Origin of the sequence: Ancylomarina longa (assembly GCF_003996985.1) — a bacterium.
Classification (GTDB): domain Bacteria; phylum Bacteroidota; class Bacteroidia; order Bacteroidales; family Marinifilaceae; genus Ancylomarina_A; species Ancylomarina_A longa.
In genome coordinates this window covers 1-576 of sequence record NZ_RJJX01000122.1, presented here as the reverse complement: position 1 = coordinate 576, position 576 = coordinate 1, and the positions used below count along the sequence as shown (strand labels likewise).

Annotated in this window: 1 protein-coding gene; it reads left to right on the top strand. The window is 42.1% G+C overall.

What is annotated here, in order from left to right; all coding sequences use genetic code 11:
* Nucleotides 1–6 precede the first annotated feature (6 nt).
* On the top strand, nucleotides 7–576 hold a 570-nt coding region (locus tag DLK05_RS19085; RefSeq protein WP_498366012.1), incomplete at its 3' end, for a RuBisCO large subunit C-terminal-like domain-containing protein.

Sequence of the window (576 nt, the reverse complement as noted above, 5' to 3'; positions counted from 1 at the left end):
TACCACATCGAGCCCGTTCCAGGAGAAGAAACTCAATTTATTGCGTATGTAGCTTATCCCTTAGACCTTTTTGAAGAAGGTTCGGTTACTAACATGTTTACCTCGATTGTGGGTAATGTATTTGGGTTCAAAGCCCTGGCTGCTCTACGTCTAGAGGATCTGCGAATCCCTCCTGCTTATRYTAAAACTTTYCAAGGMCCRCCTCATGGYATCCAAGTTGARAGAGATAARTTGAACAAGTATGGWCGTCCCCTATTRGGATGTACTATTAAACCWAAATTGGGGTTATCYGCKAARAACTAYGGTAGAGCAGTTTATGAATGTCTACGTGGTGGACTTGAYTTTACCAAAGATGATGARAAYGTGAACTCCCAACCATTTATGCGTTGGAGAGWCCGTTTCTTATTTTGTGCCGAAGCWMTTTATAAAKCACARGCTGAAACAGGTGAAATCAAAGGGCATTAYTTGAATGCTACTGCRGGTACATGCGAAGAAATGATCAAAAGAGCTGTATTTGCCAGAGAATTGGGAGTTCCTATCGTAATGCATGACTACTTAACAGGGGGATTCACCGCA